The following is a 19,766-nucleotide window of genomic DNA, read 5'->3' on the forward strand; positions in this document are numbered from 1 at the left end:
TTTTGAGTAAGATTGTTCATTTATTTAATTATTTGATAATCAATTAAATATACGGATTTTTATCCAATTGAACAATCTTTTTTTTATTTAATTCCTAAATGCACAACAGGTTTTAAAATATATTTTTTTACGTCGAATAAACATTTGATAATAAGTTGTATAACTGCTTCAATGCGTTCTATCGAACAGTCTGCTTCAATCTCAAATTCTTTGATTTCGTTTTCCAGCTTAGCCAGCGTTTCGTTATAAAATTTATCCATCCGTTATCCTAAATCTATTTTTTAAACAATAATAGAGAAGCCCAAATACTGTCATATTTGAAAGAAATTTGCATTTTCGGGTTTCTCTTTTGGAACTTTGGTTTTTGCTCGATACAGAACTAATAAGTCCATTTTTAGTGATAGGGATAGATATAATAGTGTCTAATTTTATGTATATCAAAGCAATAAGACACAGAGCTAAAAAATATCCCAAAAAGTATCATAAAGAGCGAAGGTCTTTTCTTCTTCTTCTTCTCCTTCGACAAATTGACATTTGATAACTTTTGCCTTTCTTACGAATTGTCTGTTTTATTCATCATTAGGATGTTCTAATCTTAAAATTTCATCCGCTGTATTCTTACTGCGTTTAGTATAGCCAATAAGGCAACCCCAACATCGGCAAAAACAGCTTCCCACATAGTCGCTAAGCCCCCAGCTCCTAAAACTAGTACAATAGCTTTTACTCCGAATGCTAAAGCTATGTTTTGCCAAACTATTTTTTTAGTTTGTTTTCCAATATTAATTGCCATAGGTATTTTACTCGGTCTGTCGTCTTGTATCACTACATCCGCCGTTTCGATGGTGGCATCGCTTCCTAAACCGCCCATAGCAATACCAACATCACTTAATGCCACAACGGGTGCATCATTCACGCCATCACCGACAAAGGCAACTGTTTCATTTTTGGTTTTTATTTCTTTTACTTTATTTACTTTGTCTTCAGGTAATAAATCGCCAAAGGCATTATTAATTCCTAATTTATCGGCAACAAATTTTACTACGGTGCTTTTGTCTCCGCTTAGCATTGTGGTTTTTACGCCTAATGCTTTCAGTTTGTCTATGGTTAGCTGTGCATCTTCTTTGATGCTGTCTGCAATGGTAATATATCCTGCAAATTTTCCATCGTAAGCAATGGCGATTAAAGTGTAAACAATCGTACTTGGGTCTAAATCATAACTGATATTGAACTTGTCCATCAATTTGAAATTACCTACCAATAATTCTTTTCCGTTTACGTTGGCTTTCAAACCGTGACCTGCAATTTCTTCGGTATTATCTAACCTTATTGAGTTATCAATTTCGCCTACGTATTGATGAATAGCGGTCGCGACCGGATGTGTACTTTGGCTTTCTAAAGCGTTGACCATTTTCAGGATTTCATCTTTATTAAATTCAGATTTTAATACCACTTCTTGTACCTTGAAAACGCCCTCGGTCATTGTACCCGTTTTGTCCATCACTACGTTTTTAATCTCGGCAATGGCATCTAAAAAGTTGCTTCCTTTAAACAAAATTCCATTTTTTGAAGCAGCACCAATTCCACCAAAATAACCCAAAGGAATACTGATAACCAAAGCACAAGGACAAGAAATAACCAAAAACACCAACGCTCTGTACAACCATTGACTAAATACGTAATCGCCTACAAAAAAATAAGGAACTATAGTAATTAGCACTGCCAACAACACAACAATCGGTGTGTAGATTTTTGCAAATTTGCGGATGAATAACTCTGTTGGTGCTTTTTGTGCAGTAGCATTCTGAACCAATTCCAAAATCTTTGAAAGCTTGCTATCGGTATATGCCGTGGTTACTTTTACCTGTGCAACTGTGTTTAAATTTATCATTCCTGCTAAAACAGTTTCGCCTTTGGTTTTGGTATCCGGCTTGCTTTCTCCTGTAAGTGCAGCGGTGTTGAATGCTGCCGTTTCGGATAATAATTCGCCATCTAATCCTAATTTCTCTCCGGGTTTTAATTGAATGATATTGCCGATGCTTACAGTTGCTGCTTTTACAGTTTTAGCTTGATTATTTTCTAAAATAGTTACTTCATCTGGTCTTTGATCGAGCAACGTTTTAATATTTGTTTTAGCTCTTGTTACTGCCAAAGTCTGGAATACTTCGCCAACGGCATAAAACAACATTACAGCAACACCCTCAGGGTATTCGCCAATGACAAAAGCTCCGATGGTGGCAATGCTCATCAATAAAAATTCTGAAAAAACATCGCCTTTACCAATACTTTCAAAAGCTTCTTTTATTACAGGAAATCCGACTGGTGCATAAGCTATTATATACCAAACAGCTCTTACCCAACCTGTAAACCAGGATTGCGGTAGCCAATTATCAAAAGCAATAGCAATCATCAATAGCACGAATGAAATGATTGCAGGCAAGAACATTTGAAGGGTGGACTTATTTTCATCGTGGCTATGGTCGTGTCCATCATCGTCTGAATGTTCGTTGCTGTGGTCGTGGTCTAATTCTTCTTTGAACCTTGTACCGTGAAAATGACCATCGCCTTTGAAGTGGCGCTCTCTTGTTTTTTCTTCAATAACGGGTAAGGCTTTGGCACCTTCCTGCTGCACCAATTTTTCATCGGCTTTTTCATTTATTTTTGCTTCCTGCGGCGAACAGCAAATTTGCTTGCCTTGTGCATCGTATTTATGTTTGTGTTCCATTAGAGTAGTCTTTTAGTTGTTTTTTTATAAATTAAATATTGTTCTCCGTGTTGTTTTTCCAAAAACTCTTCTTCCAGTCTTATCTGAATTTGAATAACGATATAGGTAGTAAGCATCAGGAAAAATGTAAGTGTATTGGGTAGTATAAAAAATATTCCTGCAACACTGATTATCATTCCCAAAAAAATCGGGTTCCGGCTGTAAGAGAATAATCCTTTTGTGATTAATTCGGTTTTGTTATTTTCATCAATACCGACACGCCAACTGTTACTCATTTGATATTGCGCTACTGAAATCCATAGTAATGAAAGGTGTATCAGTATTAATGCAATGATTAAAAACACGTCTTTCATTAAATTAGAAATCGGTACTAAATATTGATACATTTTATCGCTGAACGAATAGATGAATACCGCAACGAAAAGCAATGCTATCAATACTTTCATCACAAAACCGATATAGTCGTGTGCAATATCTGTTTTGCCAAAAGTTATGGGATTGATGCCAGTTTGCTTGTAGGTTCGGTATTATGGTGGCACAAAAGCTACCATAATATACAACACCAAATACACCGGCAAATAAAATTTTAGCCAAATCATTGTTTCTTTTTTTAGTCTTCGTGACCACCAGTATTGCTCAATTTTGCATTTACAAAGAATGCTCCTTTTGTTACAATTTTTGCATTTGCAGGAATTTCGTTTACAAAAGTTACTGCGGTATAACCCATATCAGACACGCCTTTCAGTACTTCTACTTTTTCAAAATTCTTACTGTTTTTATGTTTTTTTTCTTCGCCCTCTTTTTGACTTCCTTCTTCTTCGCCTTCTTCGTGATGCTCTTCTGCTTTTTTATCGGTTTGTACAAAAATGTAGTATTTACCATCGGCATTTACAATCGCATCATTGGGTACAGCTGGAGTTGTTACATTGCTAAGACTGACAATACCAGTGATGCTCATTCCATCAATTAAACCACTTTTATTACCATTTACACGACAATGAACGGCGATGGTTTTGCTCTCGTTTTCAAAGGATGAACCAATGCTGAAAACTGTAGCATCATACTCAGCAGTAGGATTATTGGTTAAAGTAAAATGAATAGTTTGTCCAACTTTTACCTGTGGTAAATCTTTTTCAAACACCTGTAAATCTAAATGCAATGAACTGTTATCTACAATTTCGATAACCGGCGAAGAAACATCTACATAACTTCCAATTTTGGCAAAAACGTTGCTAACCGTACCATTCAGCGGACTGGTTACGACCAAGGCAGATTTTATATTTCCGTTTGATACAGAACCCGGATTGATGCCCATTAATTGTATCTGCTGTTGTAAGGAAGCTCTTCGGGTTCTTAAGCTGCTTAATTCGGCAGTAGCACTTTGCAGATTTTTCTTTGCACCTGCATTGCCTTCATTCAGTTCTTTTTGCCTTGCTAATTCCTGTTCTGCAAACGTAATTCTGCTTGCTGTACTCAAATATTCTTCCTGCAATTGGATGAACTGCGGATTGACAATGGTTGCAATAACCTGACCTTTTCTTACATAATCTCCAACTTGAACTTTCAGTGTTCTTATCATACCGCCATACAAAGAAGTGGCGTTGGCTTTATTGTTATTGGGAACTTTCAGATTTCCGTTTGCTTTGATGGTTGCTGTTAATTCCTTGTGTTCAATGGTGCCTAATTGTATGCCTACCGTTTTTATTTGTTCTTCGGTAAGTGTGGCAATGGTTGGCGTTTCTTCCTCGTGTGGTGCTTCTTCTTTTCCTGCAGTTTTGGTTTCGGCAGATTTATCTTCTGCTTTCTTATCATTTTTACAGGCAGAAAAAGCAAATAGTAAAACAGCTATGGCTGTCATCAACGTGATTTTTTTTATATTGAATTTCATTTGTACTTATTGATTGATGAATGAATAAATATTGATTACAGATTGGTTGACCTGCTGAATACTTTTGAGGTAATTCAACTGAATATCGGTTGCGGTTTGCAAGGCAAAAAGATATTCTACATAACCGATGTCGCCTGTTTTGTAACCTAATTGTGCTGCTGAAACAATTTCTTTAGCATTAGGCAAAGCTTCTTGCTGAAAATAATTGAACTGCTTCATATCCTGCTGGTATTGCAACAAAGCATTTTGCATTTGCGTTGCCAACGTTCTCTGTTGCTGTTGTGCATTGGCTTCGGCTGCTTGCTTTCTATAATCCAAAGATTTTATTCTGGCTTTGGTAGCACCGTAAGTAATGGGAATTGCAATGCCGATGTTTACAGAACTAAATCGGTTTCCACCATTGAAAAATTGTTCGGATCCGTTTACATTTTGAAAACCAATTAAAGACTGATTGACGTAGCCAATCGTAAAATCTGGTAAACCTTGCGAACGTTCTACTTTTTTTGTTTGCTCGGCAATAATGGCATCCTGATACAAAGATTGAATGGCAGGATGATTTGCTACGGCTTCATTATCCAACAAATTACTGATTTGTAGAGGCTGAAATATTCCGTTTTCTACAATGGTAAAATCGTCTTTTGTGTTCATCAATGTTTTCAGATTGGCAACAGCATTGGATAAGAACACTCCATTTTGTTTTAACAATAAATTGATTTCGCCTTTCTTAGCTTCCGCTGTACTGATGTCCACTTTTTTGGTGTCGCCAGTTTTATAACGAACCTGGGCTATTTTAATAAAATCGTTGTACAAACTATCCAATTGCTGTAACTGTTTTTCATTGTGTTGTAGGTACAAAATTTGATAATAATAAGTACGCACTTGATTTTTCAACTCCAATACAGTAAGGTTTTTTTGCAATTCTTTACCTTTAATTTCAGCATTAATCAACTCCTTTTTTGCTCCAAATAATGATGGAAACGGAATGGTTTGTGACACCTGAAAAGACTGGTCGAATTTGGTACTGTTGTATTGACCGAGCTGTGCATTAAAATCAAGTTTGGGTAATTCTCTAGCTGTTTTTTTCAAAGCTTTGCTGGCATCAATTTCTAAATCTGAAGCTTTTAAGGTTTGATTATTTTGAAGTGCAATATTTATCGCATCGTCAACGTTAGTTAAACTTTTTGTCTGTGCATTTGCTGTAAAGCCTACCATTGATAAAAGCAATACAATTATGGTTACAATGGGTTTCACTTGTGGCTTTCTTTTTAATTTAATTTTTGAATTGAAAATGATATAGAGTAATGGCAGTACAAACAGGGTAAGGAATGTTGCTGTAACTAATCCGCCAATTACTACCGTGGCTAAAGGCTTTTGTACTTCTGCACCAGCACTACTGCTTAATGCCATTGGTAAAAATCCTAAACTGGCTACAGTTGCTGTCATCAATACTGGTCGCAGTCGGATTTTAGTTCCTTCTATTACTCGTTTAAAAACATCTTTTATTCCTTCTTTTTCCAATTGGTTGAAAGTGCCTATCAATACAATTCCGTTAAGAACGGCTACACCAAACAAGGCGATAAAACCAATTCCTGCACTGATGCTGAAAGGCATTCCACGAAGCATTAAAGCCAATACGCCACCAATGGCGCTCATCGGAATTGCGGTAAATATTAAACCTGCTTGCTTAAAGGAACGGAACGTGAAATAGAGCAACACAAAAATTAATAACAAGGAAATAGGAACGGCTATCATTAATCGGTTACTGGCTTCCTGCAAGTTTTCAAATTGACCGCCATACGTGAAATAGTACCCCGGTGGTAATTTTACCTGTGTATTTAATTTTTGTTGAATTTCTTCTACCACACTTTGTACATCCCTATCTGCAACGTTGAATCCGATTACAATTCTACGTTTTCCAGCTTCACGGCTTATTTGTGACGGACCTAACTTATAATCAATATTTGCTACTTGTGATAATGGTATTTGATTACCTGTTGAAGTGGGTATCATCAGATTGTTTACGTCTTCAATACTGCTTCTGTAAACACTATCTAATCGAACTACCAAATCAAATCTCCTTTCATTCTCAAAAACTACACCAGCACTTTTTCCTGCAAAGGCAGTACTCACAACATTATTTACATCTTCTACATTTACTCCGTAATTGGCTAAACGAGTACGGTCATATTCAATATTGATTTGCGGTAATCCGCTTACCTGTTCTACCTGAGGTACTGTAACTCCTTTTACTGTTTGTATAACTTTGCTAACCTTATCGGCATTTAACGCTAGTGTATCTAAATTTTCTCCGAAAATCTTAATTGCAACATCTTGTTTTATCCCTGTCATAAGTTCGTTAAAACGCATTTGAATGGGCTGGCTTTTTTCTACAAAGACGCCAGGTATTACGGCTATTTTTTCTTCTATTTCATCGCCTAATTCATCGTATGTCCTTCCGGATTTCCATTCACTTTCAGGCTTAAGAATAATTATTAAATCTGTTGCACTCGGAGGCATTGGGTCAGTAGGTACTTCACCAGCTCCAGTTCTACCTACCACCATTTTTACTTCATCAAATTGTTTGGCAATTCTCGAAGCAAGCATCGAAGTTTCTATACTTTGTGATAATGAGGTTTCAATAGGCATTTTAAATTCAAACGCATATTCTCCTTCTTGTAGCTGGGGTATAAATTCTCCTCCCATTCGGCTAAACAAGAAAATACTAATTGCAAATATGGCAATGGCGATACCAACGAACCAATACTTTATGCTAATCGCTTTTTCAAGCAAAGGCTGATATTTTTTTTGTAACCAATTCATCATTCTGTCAGAAAAGGTTTCTTTATACGTAGGTTTTTTGGATAAGAACAAAGCACACATCATTGGTATGTATGTTAAGGATAAAATCAAAGCTCCAAAAAGAACTCGTTTACGATAGAGGTGGCAGAGGAAAATCAGAAATAAAGGGCGTGAAAATCTCCATCCCAAGCACTCCAAGAAAAAAAGACACTGCTTATCAAAAGCAGACAAAGCGCAAAAAATTTAGAACCAGAGCGGCAATAGAACCTATCATCGGACATTTAAAAACCGATTTTAGGCTGGCAAANTTTTCAGGATTGCTGATGGGTTTTTTGGCTGTCATAATAAATCAAATTTAATTATTTTTTTTGTTCTGTTTATTATGAAAACACTATCTTAGTTCTGAACTAAATCAGTACACTTTTTGCTGACGATTTACAGTGTAGGTGCTTTTAAAAAAGCTTTTGGGTTTCATGCCGAGAATAGATTTGTTTAAAATTAAATGTGAATAGCAATCCCATGAACAGCCAGACAAGCTTCACGAAGAGACTCATAATACGTGGGATGTCCATGTGAAATTCTTGCAATATCTTCAGAAGCAGCTCTGAATTCCATTGCGGTTGTAGCCTGTCCTATAATATCCGATGCACGCTCCCCTATAATGTGGATTCCGAGAATTTCATCGGTCTTTTCATCTGTCAGAACTTTTACTAGTCCTGTGGTATGGCTGCTGGCTATGGCTCTGCCTGATGCAGAGAACGGAAATTCACCTACCCTGAACAGCCTACCGGAAGATTTTAACTCTTCCTCTGTACTTCCCACTCCTGCAACTTCTGGACTTGTATAAACAATACTTGGAATAAGATTGTAATTGATATGAGGTTTCTGCCCTGCAATAGTTTCAGCCACAAAAACACCTTCTTCAGATGCTTTGTGTGCCAGCATAACTCCCTTTACAGTATCACCTATTGCGTAGATTCCCTTAATATTGGTCTCAAGATTTTTGTCAGTTACAATCTGTCCTGTTGCTGATAGCTGAATTCCGGCATTTTCAAGATTCAAACCTTCGATATAAGGTTTTCTTCCTGTTGCCATAAGACAGTAATCTCCTTCAATAAATACCTGCTCGCCCTCACTATTTTCAGCACGCACAATTATTCCGGTGGGGGTGTGAACAGCTTCTGTGACCTTATGTTTCATCAAAAACTCAAAGCCCTGCTTTTTTAGCGACTTCTGCAGCTCAATACCCATCTTTCCATCCATTCCGTAAATGAGTCTGTCCATATATTCAAGAACAGTAATTCTGGCACCGAGCCTTGCATAAATAGATCCCATCTCCATTCCGATAACCCCACCGCCTACAATAATCAAATGTTTAGGAATTTCTTTCAGAGAGAGAGCTTCCGTTGAAGTTATAATACGTTGTTTGTCAATTGTAATACCCGGTAATGACGCAGGTTTTGATCCTGTCGCAATGATAATATTCTTAGCTGATAGCTCAATAGTATCTGCTTCTCTCTTGACAAACACAGTATTTTTATTAATAAAAGAACCAAGACCATGAAAAACTTCCACTTTATTTTTTTTCATCAGAAACTTAACACCTCCGTTTATTTTGGAAACTACCTGGGATTTACGTTGTACCATCTTATCAAAATCTATTGTCACATTTTCTGCTGAAATACCGTGTTCACTCATATCATTTTGAATACCGGCAAACCTCTCGGTGCTGTCGAGCATAGCTTTAGAAGGAATGCAGCCTACATTAAGGCAGGTACCTCCCAAAACGGCATATTTTTCTACAATCGCAGTTTTCAGACCGAGTTGAGCGCAACGGATTGCTCCTACATAACCTCCAGGTCCTGAACCAATAATAATTACATCGAACTGATTTTCCATACTTCTGTTGTTTAAAATGGTTAACAAAAACTTATAGATGAACTTCGCCTTCCTGATGACCTTCTGTCTCGATCTGGAACGTAGTGTGTGAAATTTTAAATTCTGTAGTTGCTTTATCGGAAAGTGTTTTTAACAAAACATTGAGATCTTCACTGTGTTCAGCTATGACATGTGAGCTCATTGCATTGAGTCCGGAGGTAAGTGACCAGACATGAAGGTCGTGTAACTTTTTTACGCCTTGAACGGATTCCAGAGACTTCCTGAGTTCTTCAATATTCACATCTTTCGGTGTTCCTTCCAGTAAAACATTAACAGCTTCTTTTAGCAATCGCCATGTTCTTGGAAAGATCAGTAGGCCTATTGCCGCCGAAATGAGCGGATCAGCATAATACCATCCAGTTGTAAGCATTATAATTCCCGCAATCATGACTCCCACTGAAGTAAGAGCATCGGATAGAACTTCAAAATAAGCACCTTTCATATTAAGGCTCTCATCGGAACCTTTCCTGATAATGAAAATTCCGACAATATTTACAACCAATCCTATCCCTGCAACAATCATCATGGCACCACTTTGAACCTCTGGAGGATTTTTGAATCTTTGATATGCTTCAAATAACACATATACTGAAATACCCAGCAGGATCACTGCGTTAATAACGGCAGCAAGAATCTCTGTTCTGTAGTAACCAAAGGTCTTTTTGGAATTGGCTTTTTTCTCTCCGATTTTGATCGCCATGTATGCCAGAAATAAACCGACAACATCTGTCATCATATGTGCCGCATCGGCAAGTAATGCCAGACTTTTGGTGGCAAAACCGCCTATAACTTCAGCAATCATATAACTTCCACTCAGACAAAGAACAATCAATAGGCTCTTCTTGTGTTTTCCGGATGCCGAAACAGTATTAATAGTATTGTCATTCATAATTGTAAATCGTCAGCAAAAAGTGTACTATTTCTTAGAGAGTGTTTTCTGTTTCAAATATAGAATTTAAAGTTTAGTTTTTTGCTTTTAAAAAGAAAAAAATTAGGTTTCGATTAATTTTCTTTTGTAATATTCCTTTTTTCTTCTTTTTAGAGTTTCAGATTTTATCTCTCCAATTATAGAAGAAAAAGAATTGTTCGAAATGAATAAAGATACCGAAGCACATATCATCAATGCGAAAAATATTTTATGCGGTCAAAAACTACGTAGATTACGCAAAGCTATGGAGCTTCCATTTACTTTATCGTTTCATTTAAGCCGTCATACTTTCGCTACCAATGCTTTAAATAATGGAATGCGGATAGAGTATGTTTCAAAATTAATGGATCATTCAGATATCGGCATCACGCAGATTTATCCAAAGGTTATAAGTGAAGAATTGGATAAAGCGGTGGTTAACTTTATTAAATAATTTATAGAGTAGTAGGCTCTTGAAAAAAATATTATTATATTTTTACGTTTTAATAAATCATATAAATTTTATTTCACTTCTGAATTATGCTTAGAATTTTAGACGAAAATATTTTAACTGAAGGCACTAAAATAGGTCAGTCATTTCGACCAGAAAACCTTGCATTTATAGTTATATATAATGGTTCGGTTACCTTGGAAATAAATGGAAAAAACCTTTCGTTTCAAAAAGGAAATATCATTATCTTTTCTTATATGAATTTATATAAGTTAGTTAATATTACGCAGGATTTAAAATGTATGTCTTCAAACAAACTCGGACAAATATCATTAATTTCTTAAGGAGGATTTGGGTTATAAACTTAGTAATTTTTGTTGATTAAACAATTGTCTTCTTTTTCTCAGTGAATCGGTTTTGATTTGCTGTCTTTTTTTCAGGATCTGCTCGGATCTTCCAAAGTAAACATCAGCCGGGGTAAGGTTGTTTAGCGATTCATGAAATTGAAATTTTGAAGTGGGAATTTTTGTATCTTGCTAAGACTTGGCTTTGCCTCGTTTATTTTGAACGTTTGAAACGTAAAATTCACAACGGTATGACAAGTAGCACAAGAACAAAAAGGACTGCATAAATCGCCTTTTTCGTTTGACCATTGCTTGTATTAGAAAGCTCTGATTTTGAAGTATTACTGGTATCCATACCACACGCATCAGTACACAGCATTACGGATAATGCCAGAAAATATATACTGAATATGAATATAAATAGTTTCATCAGCTACAAATATAAATAAATAGATTGTGCAATAGAATTGCAAAGTTGAAAAAATCTATTTGTTACATTTGTCGCATTTCCCCTTAAGAACTAAATTAGCTCCATCTAATTTAAAGTTTTGAGGAACTTCGATGTTCGGAATTTCTGTTTCAGTAAGGCAAAAAGTATGTTTGCAGTCGGTACAATAAAAATGTGTGTGCAGTTCTGATAAATTACAATTGCATCCTGATTGGCAAAGTGCGTATTTAATCACTCCGCTTCCATCATCAATGGTATGGACAAGTTTGTGTTCCAGGAATACTTTAAGTATTCTGAAGAGAGTAATATTATCTGCTTTTTCAAACTGTTCTGCCAGCTCTTTATGACTTACTGCATATTGTTGTTTCAATAACTTTTCAACCACCAACAAACGCATAGCGGTGGGTTTTATAGCTTTTTGCTGTAAAATTTTTTCTAATTCAGTCATTGTGATTTAATTTTCTATCGTCCAATCATCATTATCGTCCTCGTCAACTGATATTTGCTCAATGATGCTGTTTGCTGCACTGTCAGAGTATGTACCATAACCATTTACGAAAACACCTTTTGCTCCATCTTTTTGGTTTCTCATCGCATATAAGATAGCCTCATCTTCCAAGTCATTAAGCCCAGTAAAACGATAAATTTTATCAATAACAATGTCCCTTAAATTAACTTTCTCTCCGTCTATTTTGTACGAAATGTTTTCTTCCAATAGATTAAAGTCTTCCGTATAACCCCTTTGTCTTAGTACTTCAATTACTTCTGATAATGTTTTTTCTGTTGATAGCATAAGTATTCTTCTTAAATTTTTGAAAATATTTTTTGAAAAAACTGAACATTTTTTTCTCTTAATTGGTTTCTAATAGCAACATTTTTTGTCCTGCTGAATTGGTGGACAAGCAACACTTCCGTAGCTACAATAAACACAGCAGTCGCCTTGTTTTGGTTTTAGAACTTGTTTGCATTTTTCACATTCGTAAAAATATTGGCAAGCGTCTGTCGGCATTGTTTCCTCTTTTTTGTATCCGCAATTTGGGCAAGTTATAATTGATTGTAATTTAATTTCCATTATGATATAATTTTACTTTTTAGTGATTTATAACCTGTCGAATTGATAGCTTTTTCAATTTCTATAATACTTGTTTGTTTGTTGTCAAACTTAACAATGGCATTGCCTTTCTCATAAGAAACCACAACTTCCACAATTCCTTTTAGTTTGCTAATCTCTGCTTTAACGTGGTGTTCACAACCTGAACAAGTCATTCCTTTAATTGTAAACTCAACTTTTCGAAGTTTTGAAGTTTGGGTAATAATTGCTTTACTTTCAGTCTTTGGAAAAAAGATGTGGGCATAAATTGGAAATGATAAAAGTAAAGCCGTCATAATGGTAATAATTCCTAAAAATGATTTTGTTTGCATAAAATTTGGTTTTTCAGTTGTTTCACATTTACAGTCAATTTTCTTTTGTGGTTTCAACTTTTGATACCAAGCAAAACCAAGCACTAAAATTGTTAAACCGATAAAATATGGTCGGAAAGGTTCGAGCCAAGAAAAAGTTGAAGCAAGTCCGCTTGTTCCTGCTATTAGAGCCAACACTGGTGTAATACAACACAATGAAGCTGCTATTGCTGTCAAAAGTCCAGTCCCAATTAGTTTTCCGTCCGTTACCATATTGTTTCTAAATTTTTTTTATCGTCAAGTATTTTAAAAAATGGGTCCAACATTTTCTCATACTCTTTTGTCAATGAGTAAAAAATGGTTTGCGCCTCTCTTTCGGTTTCAATAAGCTTTCGGTCTTTAAGTTTTCTCAAGTGCTGAGAAATCGCTGAAATTGTCATTCCAAGAATTTCACTCACATCACAAACACAAAGTCGTTTTTCTTCATAAAGAAGAAACAGAATTTTCAGTCTTACATTGTTTCCAGTCAATTCAAGTGCGTTCGACAAATAGTCAAACGAACTGTGGAGTTCCGAAACTCTTTCTTTACAGCGATTGATTTGTTTAATGTCTGCCTGTTGTCGTGTACAAGAAGTATTATCCATAATGCAAATGTAACTAATTTGTTTATTTAAGCAAATGCTAAATTATGAGTATTAAAATTTGGCATTTTATATGTTGACGTAATGGTGCTGTTACTTTTAATTCTTCTAACAATATATTAATAGAAAAATCACAAAAATATTTAGTATAATCATTCTTTCTGCACCAAATGCTGTAAGTTAGGGTCATTCTTGATACGCTCCATTTCACTAACAACAATATTCAGAATGTCTGATTTTATCTGCTTGTAATTGTTTTCTATTTCCTGCTTCATCTTATCCTCGCCCTGCTCATTTACAAAAGATAAGATTTGCGGTATTTGCTGATAGGCTTTGCTTTCTGCCGCTACCTTTTCATTGTCCACTACAATTTCGGCGTGAAATATCTTCTGCTCGATACGTTCATCAAAGTTATCTGATACAGAACCAACAAACAAACCTTGTGTAAGTGTTGAGATTTTGGAAGCCGGAATAAGGCTGTCTAACTGTGTCGAAATAGAGGTAGATTTATCATTGCGGTTAATGGTCATACTTTGGCGTTTCTGTAATACTTTACCGAAACGTTCCGAAAGGCTTTTTGCTGTTTCGCCAACCACCTGACCACTGAATATATTACCGACAGTATTCTGTATTACCTTGCTTTCCTTGTCGCCGTAATCCCTTGTTAATTGCGAAAAATCCTGAAAGCCCAAACATACCGCTACCTTATTACTTCTCGCCGTTGCGATAAGATTGTCCAGTCCCCTGAAATAAATTGTGGGCAACTCATCTATGATAACGGAACTCTTTAGCTGTCCTTTTTTATTAATCAGCTTTACAATCCTCGAATTATACAAGCCTAAAGCTGCCGAATAAATATTTTGACGGTCGGGATTATTACCTACGCACAAAATTTTAGGTTCTTTCGGGTTGTTGATGTCAAGCGTAAAATCATCGCCTGTCATCACCCAGTACAATTGCGGGCTAATCATTCTTGATAATGGAATTTTTGCCGATGCGATTTGTCCTTGTAACTGGTCTTGCGCTCCACCTTGCCACGCATCCATAAAAGGCGATAGGTAGTTCTCCAAATCAGGGTATGAGGTTAAAATCGTGAATACGTCCGAATACTTTTTATTCAGTAATTCTATAGCGTGTGGGAACGTACAATACTTACCATTATCGTAGATTTTCAGATACCAAATAATGGCAGCCAATAAGATAATTGGGCTTTCCACGAAAAAATCGCCCTGCTTCTGTATCCAGCTTCGGTTGAGGTTTAGCATTATGGTATATGCCGCTTCGTAGGCATCTGAAATGTCCGTCATAAAATCAGGATTGAGTGGATTGCAACGGTGGCTCTTGCGTGGGTCGTCGAAATTTATCACGTAAAATTTAGGCTGAACTCTGTACTTATCCCGATGCTTCAGTAAATGGTTATAGGCGATAGTCGAAAGGTCATCGAATTTGAAATCGTAGATGTACATACTAAAGCCTTTCTCTATTTGCTGCTTGATGTAATTATTTACGATGGCATAAGATTTACCTGAACCCGGAGTACCCAACACGATTGATGCCCTGAAAGGATTGACAATGTTTATCCAACCGTTGTTCCATTTGCCTTTGTAGTAAAATTTGGTGGGCAGATTGACGGAATACTCGTTTTCCATCAGCTTGGTTTCCTGTTGGAAGCTCTCGTTCTCGTTATTGAAAACATCGTCCATTAAATTAGTACGAAGCAATCGGCTCATCCATACGCCTGCCATCAGCAAGGCGATATAACCTAACGAGATAGTAAGGATATATAAGAATGTGCCTGTTGCCGGAGATAGCTTTAGCAACGGTGTGTTCAGGAAGAACAGCACAAAGCCAACACCCAAAGCCACGTAAATTTTAGTCCAGGTTATCTTCTCATTCTTTACGCCTTTTGTCCCTAAACAACTCAAAGCCAACAAAACCAAAGCAAAGACTTTTGTATATAAGGTATGTGAGAACAAACCTGCCGTCTGGTCGAAATTGCCCAGTATTTTGTTGATGACTTCCAATGTCCAACCACGTTCTAAAAAGAACCCATAGCAGAACCAATAAAGGTGCATCAGCACCAAAAGAATACTGACTGCTCTCATAAAAGCCATGATCTTAGCAAGCCCTCTTAAATCGTCTTCTCCCTGCATTATTTTAAGTTTTAATGTTCGGACGTGAATTTAAAGGCTCTATGGAGTGAGTATAAGAATGTGGCAGCCAGTGGCATTCTATGGCAGTATTTAGCCAATTAGTATAAAATGAAAAAGTAGCGGTTTTGCTACATTTTATTGTAAAAGCGAGTTAAAGACCAAGTCTCGCAACAGATTTTTTATGAGGCATAAATTACTTTGCTATAAGCCTCAATTTTTTATGCTTTACACACACCACATTCGTGATTTTCATTTATATATTGAATAGTCGATTTGCTAAGTTTTTCCAATATACCAAGATCAATATCTTCTAATTTTTTAAAATATATACAAGCCTTACTCATTTTGTATTTTCCCAATCTTTCAAGAAGCTTCGCATTTTCATCACTTGGTGTGTAAACATACAGAGAGAATTCGGCTTTGCGAGGTGAAAAACTAATTATGGGAGCATCTCCCTCGTGTCCACTGGCATACTTATAATGATAGTTTCCAAAACCTATAATGGTTGGTCCCCACATTCTGGGTTCAAAACCGGACCATTCTCGCATTAATTCAATAAGTCGAAAACTGTCATGTTTCTTTTGGTCTTTATCAACGAAGGAATTGATAAAATCAGCAACACTAACTTCTGTATAAGTTGTTTTATTTTTTGCAGCCATATTTATTTGTAAATATTTTATCTGCAACAAATTTATAAAAAAACCTTTTTATAAATTTCTCTTTAAATATTCAATTTTAAAAATTTGCCCCCTTTGATAAACGCGCATTCCTGCCTTAATGATTGTCATTTCGTTTCTGTAAGGCTCACAGAAAAACTATTGATTTCTTCTGTGTTTGCGTTTCTTCATCTTGTTGGCAAAGTCCTGTTCCTCGTAATCTTCACCCTGTGCTTTTGGCAATAAGCCGCCAAACGTTTCAATCAGTCCGTCCTCGTGTTTTTCAGGAAAACTCAGAAACTCGAACAAATGATGTGGTTCTTCAGCAGGAAGATCCGCATCATTTGATGTGGATAGTTTGGGTTGTAAAACGGCAGGTTCTTTAATATCCGGTTTGATGTTATTGTTCCAATAATCATTAAAGGTATTGGCAGAAAGTTCTTTTCCCAATAGTGAACCGTTCCAAACCGCTTTAGAATTATGGTCTATAAAAGTCATTCCGTAAATGCGACCTGTATCATTCCGGCGCACCACTACATTAATGCCCTGTTCAGCTAATTGCTGTTTAAAAGCCTGTTCATCGCTCGTCGTTTTTAGGGCAATGGTAGCGGCAGCCTTTAGGGTTTGCTTGCTTGGGTGGCCTTTCAAATCCGTTTTGCATTTCGCAAAATGCAGTTCCAAAGCCGGAAGCCCTGCATTTTTACCAAACAACGAAGCCTTGAACGGATGCACTGCTCTTTCGCTTTTTTCATTTAGCGGAATATATAATAAGCCTTGCCGCATTTTTCCCTGCAATTCGCCCTCCACTTTTTCGGTGGTAACATTAAACAGGGAAAGCAAGGCATTGTATTCGCCCAAAGTCTGAAACTTATAATAATTCGGTAGGTGGCGGACAACCGAAGCGATTTGGCTTTTCACATCGCCTGCCCGATAATCTACCGGACGGAAAATCTTGTCGTTCTGCTTGTGTTCTTTATCGGTTGCGGGTATCAAGCCGTGTTGTCTTTCCAGTTCACGGCACACATTCATAGACCGCATTTTCTCGAATTTGTCCGAAATCTTTTTGCCCTGCTCGTCCACGCAAACCGATACAATGTGTATATGGCTGCGGTCGATATCGGTATGTTTGAATACCACAAAAGGCTGTTCGCCGTAGCCCATTTCCCGCATATATTCTTCCGCCATTTGCCGAAACCTGTCATCGCTAACCTTATCTTTCGGGTCGGGATTGAGCGAAATATGCAACGTGTGTTTCTCGGTATTGCGGTTGGCAATCAGGTAAGGTGCAAAAGATTGTGCTAATTGTGCCACGGAATAATGACCGCTTGCCGTTTCAATCATCTTATTGGCAAACAAAATCTGCCCGTTTTCATTCTCTACTTTAAGCTGATTGTACGCCAATGCACCGTATAAATTTGCGCTTCTTCCAATTTTTGCTATCATTTCTACCGCTATTTTTTCAGGTATTTGGCTTCAAATTCCTCGCTTATTTGGATAATTTTTTGGCATAGCATCGCCATTTCAGCCGTTTGTTTTTCCAATTTGTACAGGAACGCTGCGGCTTTTTTCTCCGAAAAATTCTTGTACAACAGCTTTACAATCTGGTTATAGTTTACACCTATGGAGCGGAACTGGCTGTGAAAAGAGGTCAGCCGCATATAAAAATCAACCGTTCCCTTGTCAATCTGAATGGTTTTTATGGTCTTGTCAAAGATGCAGGACGTTATGAAATGAGCCTTTACCTGCATACCTGATTTATCAAACAGGGCAAGAAAATGGGCGTGTTCCTGCTCGTTAAAGGAAATCGTATAGCGGATGGTCGCCGGGTCTTCTTTGGGGCGACGTCCGGTCTTTTTCAATTGCTTTTTGTTGTTATCGTTCATCACTAATCCATTTTAAAATCCATACAAAACCCTGACTTTGGAAGGTGTTTTCTGCCCCCTGCAAAGGGCAAGTTGTTTTGAGCATCGGAAATCATTCCGAGATGCTCAAAACACAACTTGCCGTGTTCCGGTGAACACAAAAATCCGCCCTGCGGGACGGATTGAATGTAACAGGGAAAAACGGCTCGTTGCCGTTCCCGTTACCCCCTGATATGTCAAAAGACTTTTGCATAAATCCGTTAATAAAAATCACAATACAAAGTAAAGCCCTGTTTACGATAGCGTTGCACTGTGACACAGTGCCAAATGCTGCCTCTGAACGCCAAACACTGCCACCGCTATACAACCGATTGAATTTGATGAGTTCTTTGCCCCTGAATGTTGACAGGCAGGCAGGCAGCCCGTGCTTCAGGACGAGCAGACGGCATACATTCAAGATGGCAGGTTATCCTGCCTGCAAGATTGCAGGAATGCAAGAAACCAAGAGCGCAGGAATGACGGAAAGCGTGACAGCCTGCTATCAGACAATCAAGCCTGCGTGATGGATAGAATGACGGACGGAACGAATGCAAGAACGCAATCACGCCTGATAGGATGCCTGAATGAAAGCATTGCTGCTGTACAGCAGGAAAGCAGGCAATCAGCAATTCCCGCAGGCAAGCCTGATAGCTATCCTGCAAGAAAGACAGCACGAAATCAGGACTGCACGGCTGAAAGCCTGCAAGACTGAAAACAGTAAGATGTAAACTTTAAATTTTAAAAATATGGACACAAGAAAGAAACCTCTGTTTGTCGCTTTTTCTTCTCAAAAAGGCGGTGTTGGCAAAAGCACATTTACCACGCTTGTCGCCAGTACGATGCACTATCGGTTGGGCTACAACGTAGCCGTTTTTGATGCGGATTTTCCGCAGCACAGCCTGATGAAAATGAAAACCCGTGATTTGGCAATGGTAATGGAAAATGAGGCGTTGAAAAAACTGGCATATAAGCAGTTTACCACCATCAATAAAAAAGCCTATCCCATTATGCAGCACAAAGCGGATAGCGTACTCGATGCGGCGCACGAATTTGTAAACACTTCCCCTGTTCCGCTTGATGTGCTGTTCTTCGACCTGCCCGGAACCGTGAACACGCCCGGAATTCTGAAAGCATTGGCAGGTATGCACCACATTTTCACGCCCATCACGGCAGACCGTGTGGTAATGGAAAGTACGCTCATCTTCACACAGCTTTTACAGGATGTAATTATGAAAAAAGGCGAAACTTCCATACAAAGCATTAACCTGTTTTGGAACCAGGTGGACGGCAGGGAAAGCACGCCCTTATATGACGTGTATAATCAGCTTATCGGGCAACTGGGGTTAAGCCTGATGCAAAGCCAAATCAAGAACAGCACCCGTTTTCGCAAGGAAAGTGAAGTGGACAGCAAAACAGTTTTCCGTTCTACGATAATGCCACCCGATGAGCGTTTGATGAAAGCCTGCCAGTTAGACCTGTTCATCAGCGAATTTTTAAACATCATTCAATCGTAGTGC

20 protein-coding genes and 1 pseudogene are annotated in these 19,766 nt (G+C 37.5%); 5 read left to right on the forward strand and 16 right to left on the reverse strand.

The window, feature by feature from the left end; genetic code table 11:
- Positions 1–83: 83 nt before the first annotated feature.
- The 7 genes and pseudogenes from DTW91_RS04305 to DTW91_RS04340 all read right to left on the reverse strand — a co-directional run bounded on the left by DTW91_RS04305 (position 84) and on the right by DTW91_RS04340 (position 10,236).
- Positions 84–260: a hypothetical protein gene (locus DTW91_RS04305; protein WP_228412647.1), complete on the reverse strand. Its 177-nt coding sequence runs from the start codon at positions 258–260 to the stop codon at positions 84–86.
- 335 nt (positions 261–595) lie between these two features.
- The gene (locus tag DTW91_RS04310; RefSeq protein ID WP_125202186.1) at positions 596–2,722 is read right to left on the reverse strand and encodes a heavy metal translocating P-type ATPase; all 2,127 of its coding nucleotides are present in this window, start codon (positions 2,720–2,722) and stop codon (positions 596–598) included.
- A complete protein-coding gene (locus DTW91_RS04315) occupies positions 2,722–3,168 on the reverse strand; it encodes a methyltransferase family protein (RefSeq protein ID WP_228412648.1) in 447 nt (148 codons plus the stop codon). Before DTW91_RS04315 ends, DTW91_RS04310 begins: the two co-directional genes overlap by 1 nt.
- Positions 3,169–3,332: 164 nt before the next feature.
- Positions 3,333–4,610 (reverse strand): efflux RND transporter periplasmic adaptor subunit, encoded by a 1,278-nt coding sequence (locus DTW91_RS04320; RefSeq protein ID WP_125202187.1) that lies wholly within the window; start codon positions 4,608–4,610, stop codon positions 3,333–3,335.
- Between the two features lie 6 nt (positions 4,611–4,616).
- Positions 4,617–7,493: pseudogene (locus DTW91_RS04325) on the reverse strand (CusA/CzcA family heavy metal efflux RND transporter); the annotation flags it as partial.
- 414 nt (positions 7,494–7,907) lie between these two features.
- Complete coding sequence (gene lpdA / locus DTW91_RS04335; protein ID WP_125202188.1) at positions 7,908–9,308, reverse strand: dihydrolipoyl dehydrogenase; 1,401 nt, start codon at positions 9,306–9,308, stop codon at positions 7,908–7,910.
- A gap of 31 nt (positions 9,309–9,339) precedes the next feature.
- On the reverse strand, positions 9,340–10,236 hold the full coding sequence (locus tag DTW91_RS04340) for a cation diffusion facilitator family transporter (RefSeq protein ID WP_125202189.1): 897 nt from the start codon (positions 10,234–10,236) through the stop codon (positions 9,340–9,342).
- Positions 10,237–10,438: 202 nt separating this feature from the next.
- Between DTW91_RS04340 and DTW91_RS04345 the strand changes: the two genes are divergently transcribed.
- Together DTW91_RS04345 and DTW91_RS04350 are read left to right on the forward strand one after the other, a co-directional pair.
- Positions 10,439–10,708, forward strand: coding sequence for a tyrosine-type recombinase/integrase (locus tag DTW91_RS04345; RefSeq protein ID WP_228412649.1), 270 nt, complete (start codon positions 10,439–10,441; stop codon positions 10,706–10,708).
- Between the two features lie 86 nt (positions 10,709–10,794).
- Positions 10,795–11,049 (forward strand): hypothetical protein, encoded by a 255-nt coding sequence (locus DTW91_RS04350; protein WP_125202190.1) that lies wholly within the window; start codon positions 10,795–10,797, stop codon positions 11,047–11,049.
- A 485-nt stretch (positions 11,050–11,534) separates the two neighbouring features.
- On the opposite strand, the gene DTW91_RS04355 is transcribed toward DTW91_RS04350, so the two are convergent.
- The 9 genes from DTW91_RS04355 to mobA form a co-directional block, all read right to left on the reverse strand.
- Positions 11,535–11,945: a Fur family transcriptional regulator gene (locus tag DTW91_RS04355; protein ID WP_125202191.1), complete on the reverse strand. Its 411-nt coding sequence runs from the start codon at positions 11,943–11,945 to the stop codon at positions 11,535–11,537.
- A gap of 6 nt (positions 11,946–11,951) precedes the next feature.
- Entirely contained in the window at positions 11,952–12,290 is a 339-nt protein-coding gene (locus DTW91_RS04360; protein WP_024566615.1) for a hypothetical protein, read from the reverse strand.
- A 69-nt stretch (positions 12,291–12,359) separates the two neighbouring features.
- Positions 12,360–12,569: a GDCCVxC domain-containing (seleno)protein gene (locus DTW91_RS12825; RefSeq protein WP_125202192.1), complete on the reverse strand. Its 210-nt coding sequence runs from the start codon at positions 12,567–12,569 to the stop codon at positions 12,360–12,362.
- Positions 12,569–13,171: a mercuric transport protein MerTP gene (gene merTP / locus DTW91_RS04370; RefSeq protein WP_125202193.1), complete on the reverse strand. Its 603-nt coding sequence runs from the start codon at positions 13,169–13,171 to the stop codon at positions 12,569–12,571. The genes DTW91_RS12825 and merTP overlap by 1 nt, the downstream gene beginning before the upstream one ends.
- The gene (locus DTW91_RS04375) at positions 13,165–13,542 is read right to left on the reverse strand and encodes an ArsR/SmtB family transcription factor (protein WP_024566613.1); all 378 of its coding nucleotides are present in this window, start codon (positions 13,540–13,542) and stop codon (positions 13,165–13,167) included. The genes merTP and DTW91_RS04375 overlap by 7 nt, the downstream gene beginning before the upstream one ends.
- 149 nt (positions 13,543–13,691) lie before the next feature.
- Positions 13,692–15,692: a conjugal transfer protein MobC gene (gene mobC, locus DTW91_RS04380; protein ID WP_125202194.1), complete on the reverse strand. Its 2,001-nt coding sequence runs from the start codon at positions 15,690–15,692 to the stop codon at positions 13,692–13,694.
- Positions 15,693–15,910: 218 nt separating this feature from the next.
- Positions 15,911–16,351 carry a DUF1801 domain-containing protein gene (locus DTW91_RS04385; RefSeq protein WP_125202195.1) on the reverse strand — a complete coding sequence of 147 codons (441 nt, stop codon included), beginning with the start codon at positions 16,349–16,351 and terminating at the stop codon, positions 15,911–15,913.
- A 156-nt stretch (positions 16,352–16,507) separates the two neighbouring features.
- The gene (gene mobB, locus DTW91_RS04390) at positions 16,508–17,791 is read right to left on the reverse strand and encodes a conjugal transfer protein MobB (RefSeq protein WP_125202196.1); all 1,284 of its coding nucleotides are present in this window, start codon (positions 17,789–17,791) and stop codon (positions 16,508–16,510) included.
- Positions 17,792–17,799: 8 nt separating this feature from the next.
- Entirely contained in the window at positions 17,800–18,231 is a 432-nt protein-coding gene (gene mobA, locus DTW91_RS04395; protein ID WP_125202197.1) for a conjugal transfer protein MobA, read from the reverse strand.
- A gap of 299 nt (positions 18,232–18,530) precedes the next feature.
- Between mobA and DTW91_RS04400 the strand changes: the two genes are divergently transcribed.
- The 3 genes from DTW91_RS04400 to DTW91_RS04410 are packed head-to-tail and all read left to right on the forward strand — an operon-like array spanning position 18,531 to position 19,763.
- The gene (locus DTW91_RS04400) at positions 18,531–18,773 is read left to right on the forward strand and encodes a hypothetical protein (protein ID WP_125202198.1); all 243 of its coding nucleotides are present in this window, start codon (positions 18,531–18,533) and stop codon (positions 18,771–18,773) included.
- Entirely contained in the window at positions 18,773–18,961 is a 189-nt protein-coding gene (locus tag DTW91_RS04405) for a hypothetical protein (protein WP_123842502.1), read from the forward strand. The genes DTW91_RS04400 and DTW91_RS04405 overlap by 1 nt, the downstream gene beginning before the upstream one ends.
- Before the next feature lie 34 nt (positions 18,962–18,995).
- Positions 18,996–19,763 carry a ParA family protein gene (locus DTW91_RS04410; protein ID WP_013632629.1) on the forward strand — a complete coding sequence of 256 codons (768 nt, stop codon included), beginning with the start codon at positions 18,996–18,998 and terminating at the stop codon, positions 19,761–19,763.
- Positions 19,764–19,766 lie beyond the last annotated feature (3 nt).

The organism is Chryseobacterium sp. SC28, from assembly GCF_003932955.1.
Lineage (GTDB): Bacteria > Bacteroidota > Bacteroidia > Flavobacteriales > Weeksellaceae > Epilithonimonas.